This is a genomic window from Streptomyces sp. NPDC007095 (genome assembly GCF_040634475.1).
Lineage (GTDB): Bacteria > Actinomycetota > Actinomycetes > Streptomycetales > Streptomycetaceae > Streptomyces.
Genome location: NZ_JBEYFS010000347.1, coordinates 1 through 8,225 on the forward strand (window position 1 = coordinate 1; position 8,225 = coordinate 8,225).

An 8,225-nucleotide genomic window follows, 5' to 3' on the forward strand; every position below is an offset into this window, starting at 1 on the left:
CGGACCATCCGCGACCCGGCCACCCCGCACACCCCCCGGACCCCGGCGGCCCGGCGGACGGCCCGTGCGAGGCCCCCCGCACGGCCGGACCTCTCCAAGGAGCCGACGAAGTCCGTGCGCAGCATGCGATGAGGGAGGCCGTCCACGGCCGTGGTGACCGTGACGTCCCTGACCGTGGCCGCCAGGTACTTCGCCTTCACCGCGGCCGGGACCGTCGAGTCCGAGGTGAGCAGGAAACGGGTGCCCATGGCGATGCCCGCCGCCCCGTACGCCAGCGCCGCGACCAGCCCCCGCCCGTCGTGGAAACCGCCCGCCGCGACCACCGGGATGGCCACCGCGTCCACCACCTGCGGCAGCAGCACCGTCGTCGCGACCTCGCCGGTGTGGCCGCCGCCCTCGCCGCCCTGCACGATCACCGCGTCCGCGCCCCAGGCGGCCACCTTCTCGGCGTGCCGGCGTGCCCCGACGGAGGGGACGACGACCACGCCCGCCTCCTTCAGCGCGGCGATCAGCTCGCGGGAGGGCGCGAGGGCGAAGGACGCGACCCGCACTCCCTCCTCGACGATGATCCGCACCCGCTCGCCCGCGTCCCCGGCGTCGGCACGCAGATTCACGCCGAACGGCGCGTCCGTACGGGACTTGACCTCGCGTATGGCCTCTCTCAGATGGTCGAGGGTCATCGTCGCGGAGGCCAGGATGCCCAGCGCCCCCGCGTTCGCCGTGGCGGAGACCAGGCGGGGTCCGGCCACCCAGCCCATACCGGTCTGCACGATGGGGTGACGGACACCTACGAGGCGGGTGAGCGCGGTCTCCATCAGCTCCTGACCTCTCGGTCCCGGGCGCCGCCCGGATCGATGACTTCGCGGATCAGTCTCAGCTCCTGGGGCGTCGGTTCACGGGTGCGGGGCACCTCGTCGGGGACCGACAGCCGAAAGCCCGTCGCCGCCCGCACCTGTTCCACGGTGACGCCCGGGTGCAGCGAGGCGAGGCGCATCGAGTGGTCGGGGGTGGCGAAGTCGAAGACCCCGAGGTCGCTCACCACGCGCGGGACGTGGTGGAAGCGGGTGGCGCTCGGGCCCGCGGCGGCGGCACGGTCGTACCCCACACCGCACACCATGTCGACCCGCTCGACGAAGACACGCGGCGAGTGCCTGGGAACCCAGTAACTGGTCGGGTTGTTCAGGGTGTTGACCGGCGCGCCGCGCACGCCGAGGAGCTGACGCGTGGGCCTGGACCAGTCACCGATGCAGGAGATGTTCTGGTTGCCGAAGCGGTCGAGCTGGCTCGCGCCCATCATCACGTGCCGACGTCCGCCGGTGACCATGGTCAGGTGCTGCCGGTACGGCAGCCAGCCCTCCGGGGTGCCGTCGAGACCGACGAGCATCGCCTCACCGTCGGTCAGCAGGAGATCGGGGGAGAAGGTGCGCTTGGCGAGACGGGCACCGATGGAGGGGATCGGGCCCATGGGGCTGGCGAGCACCTCGCCGTTGTCCCGCCAGGCCTCGGCGCAGGCGATCACGCAGTACTCGGCGCGGGTGACCCCGGGCGCGGGGGCGCCGGGGGCGGGTACGGATGCGGGGCTCATCGCTGCTCCTCGTGCCAGGCCCGTACGGCGGACTGGTAGGCCTGCTCGTCGCCGGCGAGGAAGCGCGCGGCGAACTCGGCGTACGGCGTGGTGGCGTACAGCTTCTGGAAGGGCTCGTCGCGTCCGTGGTCGGGGGCGCAGGACGTGAAGTGCGCGCCGTTCGGAGTCTCGACGACGCCCGTCACGCCCGACCGCTTGAGCAGCAGGGTCTGCGGGGCGGCCTCCTTGGTGAGCTCCGCCGTGTCGACCACACGCTCGCACGAGACGTACGCGGCATCGGCCGCCTCGCAGAACAGGTCGTCGAAGTACGGGTCCGGGCCCAGATACTGGCCGTTGCCCAGGCGGTCGGCGCGGTTCATGTGGACCAGGGCCGCGTCCAGGTGCAGGGCGGGCATGGCGACCAGCTCCTCCCGTACACCCGAGGAGGCGTCGGCGTACGGCGAAGTGACCGTGCGCAGACCGGGGTTGACCCGCATCACGTCCGAGCCGAGCCCGGCCCGGACGGGGAGGAAGGGCAGACGGTTCGCGGCGGCGTGCAGCCCCCACATGAACATCGCCTCGTCGACCTCCGTCAGCTCGAACGCCCCGCGCTCGCGCGCCGCCCGGTAGTGCGGTTCGAGCGGGATCGAGTCGAGGGTGGTGAAGGCGGTGACGAGCCTTCGGATCCGGCCCGCGGCGGCGAGCAGGCCGACGTCCGGGCCGCCGTACGACACCACGGTGAGATCGGTGATCTTGGTGCGGAGCAGTGCTCTCACCAGGGCCATGGGCTTGCGGCGCGAGCCCCAGCCGCCGATGCCGAGCGTCATCCCGCTGTGGAGCCGGGAGACCACCTCGTCGGTGGTCATCGTCTTGTCGCTCACCGGTCGACCCCCTCCTTTCCGAAGGTGTCGCGTACACGGTCGGCGACCCCGCTGAGGTTCGCCTCGAAGGTGAAGCCCTGCTCGAATCGGTAACTGCGGCGCACGTCCACGGGGTCGATGCCGTTCAGCGCGGCCTTCGCGAGCCGGAGCAGCTCGCCGTCCTTGGCGGCGATCTCACGCGCCAGCTCCATTGCGGCGCCCAGGAGTTCCCCGCGCGGGACGACCCGCCACACCGAGCCGTGCGCGTGCAGCTCGGCGGCGGTCGCCGTGCGCGAGGTGTAGTACAGCGCGCGCACCAGGTGGCCCGGAACCAGGCGGGCCAGATGCGTGGCCGCGCCGAGGGCGCCGCGGTCCAGCTCGGGCAGGCCGAAGGTGGCGTCCTCGCTCGCCACGATCGCGTCCGCGTTCCCCACCAGCCCGATCCCGCCGCCCAGACAGAAGCCGTGCACCGCCGCGACGACGGGGACCTCGCACTCGTAGACCGCGGCGAAGGCCTCGAAACAGCCGCGGTTCGCCCCTATGAGCGCGCGATGGCCTCCGCTGTCCCTGGTCTCGCGCTGCATCTCCTTGATGTCCACGCCCGCGTTGAAACCGCGCCCCTCGGCCGTCAGCACGACGCACCGGACGCCGGGATCGCGGCCCGCCGCACGCAGGGCGCCGGCCAGGTCGAACCAGCCGCGCACCGGCAGCGCGTTCACCGGCGGGAAGTCGACCGTGACGACGGAAATCCCCTTTTCCGGGCACGAGGTGGAGACACCCATGGACGCATCAGCTACCTTTCCACCTCAGGACCATTCCACCAAACGTTTGTTAGGCGCACTCTCGAAGCTAGCAGTGAATGCATCCGGGCGGGAGGCCCTGTGGACAACCTGGATCTCGGGGACAGGACCGTCGTCGTCACGGGCGGCACCCGTGGGGTGGGGGCCGGGATCGCGCGGGCGTTCGTCGAGGCGGGCGCGGACGTGGTGGTCTGTGCCCGCAGACCCCCCGACGTACCGCTGGAGGGCACGGAGTTCGTGTCCGTGGACCTCCGCGACCCGGCCGCCGTGCACGCCTTCTTCGCCGCGCTGCCCCGGCTGGACGTGCTGGTGAACAACGCGGGCGGCGCGCCCTACCGTCCACTGACGGAGGCGGACGCCGAGCGTCACGCGCGCGTGATCGAGCTGAACCTCATCGTGCCGCTGACCGCCTCGCTCGCCGCGTACGAGCACCTCAGGCGGGCCCGGGGATCGATCGTGATGATCGGCAGCGTGAGCGGGGCGCGGCCGTCGCCCGGGTCGGCGGCGTACGGGGCGGCCAAGGCGGGCCTTGCGAACCTGGCCCGTTCGATGGCCGTCGAGTGGGCTCCCGACGTCCGGGTCAACACCCTCGTCGTCGGCATGGTCCGCACCGAACTCTCCCATCTGCACTACGGCGGCGAGGACGGCATCGCCGCCGTCTCCCGCACCGTCCCGCTGGGCCGCCTCGCCGACCCGTCCGACATCGGCGGGGCCGCGGTCTTCCTCGCCTCGGACGCGGCGAGGTACATCAGCGGGGCCTCGCTGCTCGTCCACGGCGGCGGCGAGCGGCCCGCCTTCCTGGACGCGGCGACCGCCAACAAGCCCGGCACGTCCGACAAGGAGGACTGAGATGAGTGGACCGCTGCTGTGCGAGGGGCGGGTCGTGATCGTCACGGGCGCCGGGCGCGGACTCGGCCGTGCGCACGCGCTCGCGTACGCCGCCGAGGGGGCGCGGGTCGTCGTGAACGACCTCGGGGTGGGCCTCGACGGCACGCCCGGCCCGGACAGCCCGGCCGCGCGGGTCGTGGCCGAGATCCGGGCGGCGGGCGGACAAGCGGTGGCCCACGGCGGCGACATCGCCACCACCGACGGCGCCGCCTCCCTCGTCCGCACCGCGCTGGAGACGTACGGGCGCCTGGACACCCTGGTCAACAACGCGGGGTTCCTGCGCGACCGGATGCTCGTCAACCTCGACGAGGACGACTGGGACGCCGTACTGCGCGTCCACCTCAAGGGCCACTTCCTGCCGCTGAAGCACGCGGCGGCGCACTGGCGGTCGCAGGCGAAGGAAGGCCGCACACCCCGGGCCAGGGTCGTCAACACCAGTAGCGGGGCGGGCCTGTCGGGCTCGGTCGGACAGGGCAACTACAGCGCCGCCAAGGCCGGGATCATCGGGCTGACCCTGGTCGCCGCGGCCGAACTGGGCCGCTACGGCGTCCAGGTCAACGCGATCGCCCCCGCGGCCCGCACCCGGATGACCGAACGCACCTTCGCGGACACCATGGCGGCTCCGGGCGCCGGCTCCTTCGACGCGATGGCCCCCGAGAACGTCTCCCCCCTCGTCGTCTGGCTCGGCGCGAGCGCGAGCACCGGAGTCACGGGCCGTGTCTTCGAGACCGAGGGCGGCCGCATCACCGTCATGGAGGGCTGGCGCCCGGGCCCCACCGCGGACAAGGGCGCCCGCTGGACCCCGTCCGAGGCCGGCGACACGGCCCTGAAACTGTTGGCGGAGGCGGAGGTTCCGGGGGCGGTGTACGGGGCGGAGTAGGAGGGCGGAGCAGGGGCGCGTCTCGCCCTGGAGGCCCCTCGTTCAAGGGTTCAAGGGTTCAAGGGCCGGACGGGCTACGGGCCGGCGGAGTCCAGCCGCGCCAGCGCGCTCGTGGCCCGGTCGCGGATCACGGGGTCGCTCGCGCGGGTGAGGGTGTGCAGGATCGGCAGGCCGTGGGGGTTGCCGAGGCGGCCCAGTACGTCCGCGCCGAAGGCCTGGCGGAGGGGGTCGGGGACGGCGCACCACTGGACCGCCGCCCGGAACGTCTCCTCGTCGCCGCGCAGGCCCAGTGCCGTCGCCGCCTCGGTCCAGTCGTCGTTGTCGGGGTCGGCGGGGCGCAGGGCGCGGGCGGCCAGTTCGGCGGCGGGCGCGGCGATGCCGAGGGCGGATTCGAGGAGGGTCGCTATCGCGGCGTGGCCCGTCTGCTGGTCGTCGCTCGCGACGGGATCCCCGGCCGGGCCGAGAAGTTGGACCTCGACGGTGATGCCGCCGTCCTCCGGGTAGCGGTGGGTGACGGAGGGATGGCCCGGACCCCAGGTCTCTTCCAGGCCCGCGCGCACTTCGCTCTCCACGTCGACGGTGAGCCGGCGGTGGGCCTCGGCGAGCGCCGCCGACCGCGCCCGCGCTCCGCGCCGCAGGAGGGCGCGTACACAGCCGGGCGAGCCACGGCGGGCGGCCGCGACGAGCGGCGGCTCACCGGTCGGGCCCGGGCGGTCCGGGTCCGCGCCCGCCGCGAGGAGCTCCGTCACCACCGCGACCCGTCCCAGCCGCACCGCCCACGTCAGCGCCGTGAACCCGAACTCCTCCACCGTGTCCGGCGCGGCCCCGGCCGCCAGCAGGGCGCGTACGACTTCCGTGTGCCCACCGCACGCCGCCCCGCACAGCGGCGCGTCCGTGCCCTGACTGAGCCGGTCGGGCGCGGCCCCGGTCGCCAGCAGCAGTCGTACGACGCCGGGCCGGTCGCTCACCGCCGCCAGATACAGCGCCGTCCGGCCGTCCTCGTCCACCGCGTCCGGGCTCACACCGGAGCGCAGCAGCCGTACCACCGCGTCCTCGTCACCCTCGTGCACAGCCGTGAAGAGGTGTGCCGCGGGGTCGTTCGTGCTCATCCTTCGACCCTCGCTCGCGAAGGACACGAGAGGCAAAGTCTTTTGGGGTGTTGTGTCTCACCTCATGTGTCGCACTCCAGCACCGTCCTGCACAGTGTGCAGCGCGCCCGTACCCGGCCCCGCACCGGTACCCGGATCCGCTGATGGCAGGTCGGACAGGGGAAGGAGACGCGCAGGGGGCCGCGGCTGTCGGGGCTGAACGCGTAGGGGACGCCGGGGTGCGAGCCCGGGGTGTGCTGGTCCTGGGCGTGCCGTCGGTCCTTCGCGTAGCGGCGGCGGCCTGCCCAGCCCGCCGCGGTCAGCGGGGGCTGCTGCTCGTCACGGCGGGCCTGCGCCATGCCCCGCGTGTACGCCGTGTACGCCTGCGGGCTGGTGAACCAGATCGAGGGGTCCTCGCCGAAGACCAGGGCGCGTTTGGCGAGGACGTAGCCGAACTCCTCCGGGGTGAGGTAGCCGAGCTTCTGCGAGGTGGCCGCGTCCTCCCGGTAGGCGTCGAGAAGCAGCCAGCCCGCGCCGAGGTAGGTCGCCGCGGTGTCCGTGAGGATCTCGTTGTCGCGCGTGCCGGGGAAGCAGAGGTCGAGGCGGTGCAGATAGACGTGCATCACCTCGTGGGCGAGGGCGGCGCCGATGTCCTGGCGGTGGGAGCGGAAGCGGTCGTTCAGTTCGACGAAGTACTCGGGGCCCGCCGTGAGTTCGACGTTGGCCGCCTGGGTCATCTCGCGGAAGCCGATGATCAGCCGGGCGTCCGGGAGGTGGTAGTGGTGTACCAACTCGCGGGCCACGCGCTGCGCGCCCAGATGCAGGTCGTCGATGTCGCCGAAGGCCACGTCGGCGGGGGCCACGCTGGTCGCGAAGGTGTGGATGGTGTCGTACGAGAGCCGCTTGTAGAGCGCGGTGATCGATGCCCGCACCGTGTCCAGATGCGGGAAGCCGTGCTCGACGGGTCCGCCGTTCGCCACGTCCGTACCCCCTGAAGACGCCGGGCCTCCTGCACTCCCACTCTAAGCGCGGTTCCGGTGGGTGGCTGGGTGCGGCTGGCCGGAATGGGGTCCTTGCCGGAGCGCTCCCGTGTCTAAATAATTCGCAAAGGCTTGGCGGGTGCATGTCACTCGGTATGTGTGACGGCTGTCGTGTCGTGCGGCCACGGTGTGACCCCGTCGGGCTTCCAACCCCCCACGAGAGGAAGCACTTTGAAGTCTCCGAAGAAGTTCACGGGCATCAAGAGAGTCCTCGCCCTCGGTGCCGTCACCCTCGCCACCGTCTCGCTCCAGCCCGTCTCCGCGCAGGCCGCGCCCACGCCCGTCGTCGGCGGCACCCGCGCGGCGCAGGGAGAGTTCCCGTTCATGGTCCGGCTCTCCATGGGCTGCGGCGGCGCGCTCTACACCCAGCAGATCGTCCTCACCGCCGCCCACTGTGTGAACGGCTCCGGCAACAACACCTCCATCACCGCCACCGCCGGCGTCGTCGACCTGCAGAGCAGCAGCGCGATCAAGGTCAAGTCGACCAAGGTGCTGCAGGCGCCCGGCTACAACGGCAAGGGCAAGGACTGGGCGCTGATCAAGCTCGCCGCGCCCGTCAACCAGCCCACACTGAAGATCGCCACCACCACCGCGTACAACAACGGCAACTTCACCATCGCCGGGTGGGGCGCCGCGCGCGAAGGCGGCGCCCAGCAGCGCTACCTCCTCAAGGCCACCGTCCCCTTCGTCAGCGACGCCACCTGCCAGCAGGCGTACGGCAGCGATCTCGTGCCCGGTGACGAGATCTGCGCCGGGTTCGTGCAGCAGGGTGGGGTCGACACGTGCCAGGGCGACTCCGGCGGGCCGATGTTCCGCAAGGACGACTCGGGGGCGTTCATCCAGGTCGGGATCGTCAGTTGGGGGCAGGGCTGTGCTGAGCCGGGGTATCCCGGGGTGTACTCCGAGGTCTCGACCTTCGCCGCCGACGTAGCCAGAGCGGCGTCCACCCTGTAGGGGTCGCGCCCCGATTCCCCGTCCGGCAGCAGTCGTTCGGTGCGGGTGGGTGGGGGCTGGTCGCGCAGTTCGCCGCGCCCCTGACAGCCTCGGTCGTCCGGGGCTGGAGGGGCGCGGGTCCTGGGGGGCCTCCCCCCCCCCGCGGAGGAAG

9 protein-coding genes are annotated in these 8,225 nt (G+C 72.6%); 3 read left to right on the top strand and 6 right to left on the bottom strand.

The window, feature by feature from the left end:
• From ABZ656_RS54095 to ABZ656_RS54110, 4 genes are all read right to left on the bottom strand, one after another.
• A partial coding sequence (locus ABZ656_RS54095) for a nitronate monooxygenase (protein WP_360279549.1) occupies window positions 1-815 on the bottom strand: 815 nt, incomplete at its 3' end.
• Window positions 815-1,585: a CoA-transferase gene (locus ABZ656_RS54100; protein WP_360279552.1), complete on the bottom strand. Its 771-nt coding sequence runs from the start codon at window positions 1,583-1,585 to the stop codon at window positions 815-817. The genes ABZ656_RS54100 and ABZ656_RS54095, both read right to left, overlap by 1 nt.
• Window positions 1,582-2,445 (bottom strand): CoA-transferase, encoded by an 864-nt coding sequence (locus ABZ656_RS54105; protein ID WP_360279555.1) that lies wholly within the window; start codon window positions 2,443-2,445, stop codon window positions 1,582-1,584. Before ABZ656_RS54105 ends, ABZ656_RS54100 begins: the two co-directional genes overlap by 4 nt.
• Entirely contained in the window at window positions 2,442-3,206 is a 765-nt protein-coding gene (locus ABZ656_RS54110) for an enoyl-CoA hydratase family protein (protein ID WP_360279558.1), read from the bottom strand. Before ABZ656_RS54110 ends, ABZ656_RS54105 begins: the two co-directional genes overlap by 4 nt.
• A 108-nt stretch (window positions 3,207-3,314) precedes the next feature.
• Between ABZ656_RS54110 and ABZ656_RS54115 the strand changes: the two genes are divergently transcribed.
• Together ABZ656_RS54115 and ABZ656_RS54120 are read left to right on the top strand one after the other, a co-directional pair.
• Window positions 3,315-4,073: an SDR family oxidoreductase gene (locus ABZ656_RS54115; RefSeq protein ID WP_360279570.1), complete on the top strand. Its 759-nt coding sequence runs from the start codon at window positions 3,315-3,317 to the stop codon at window positions 4,071-4,073.
• Window position 4,074: 1 nt separating this feature from the next.
• Complete coding sequence (locus ABZ656_RS54120; protein WP_360279561.1) at window positions 4,075-4,992, top strand: SDR family oxidoreductase; 918 nt, start codon at window positions 4,075-4,077, stop codon at window positions 4,990-4,992.
• A gap of 74 nt (window positions 4,993-5,066) precedes the next feature.
• Here the strand turns inward: ABZ656_RS54120 and ABZ656_RS54125 are convergent, their stop codons facing one another.
• Both ABZ656_RS54125 and ABZ656_RS54130 read right to left on the bottom strand, forming a co-directional pair.
• On the bottom strand, window positions 5,067-6,101 hold the full coding sequence (locus tag ABZ656_RS54125; protein WP_360279564.1) for an ankyrin repeat domain-containing protein: 1,035 nt from the start codon (window positions 6,099-6,101) through the stop codon (window positions 5,067-5,069).
• Between the two features lie 62 nt (window positions 6,102-6,163).
• Window positions 6,164-7,060, bottom strand: a complete 897-nt coding sequence (locus tag ABZ656_RS54130; RefSeq protein ID WP_101405712.1) for a hypothetical protein — start codon at window positions 7,058-7,060, stop codon at window positions 6,164-6,166.
• Window positions 7,061-7,291: 231 nt separating this feature from the next.
• Here ABZ656_RS54130 and ABZ656_RS54135 point away from each other — a divergent pair, with 231 nt between their 5' ends.
• A complete protein-coding gene (locus ABZ656_RS54135; RefSeq protein ID WP_360279567.1) occupies window positions 7,292-8,074 on the top strand; it encodes a serine protease in 783 nt (260 codons plus the stop codon).
• Window positions 8,075-8,225: the final 151 nt, after the last annotated feature.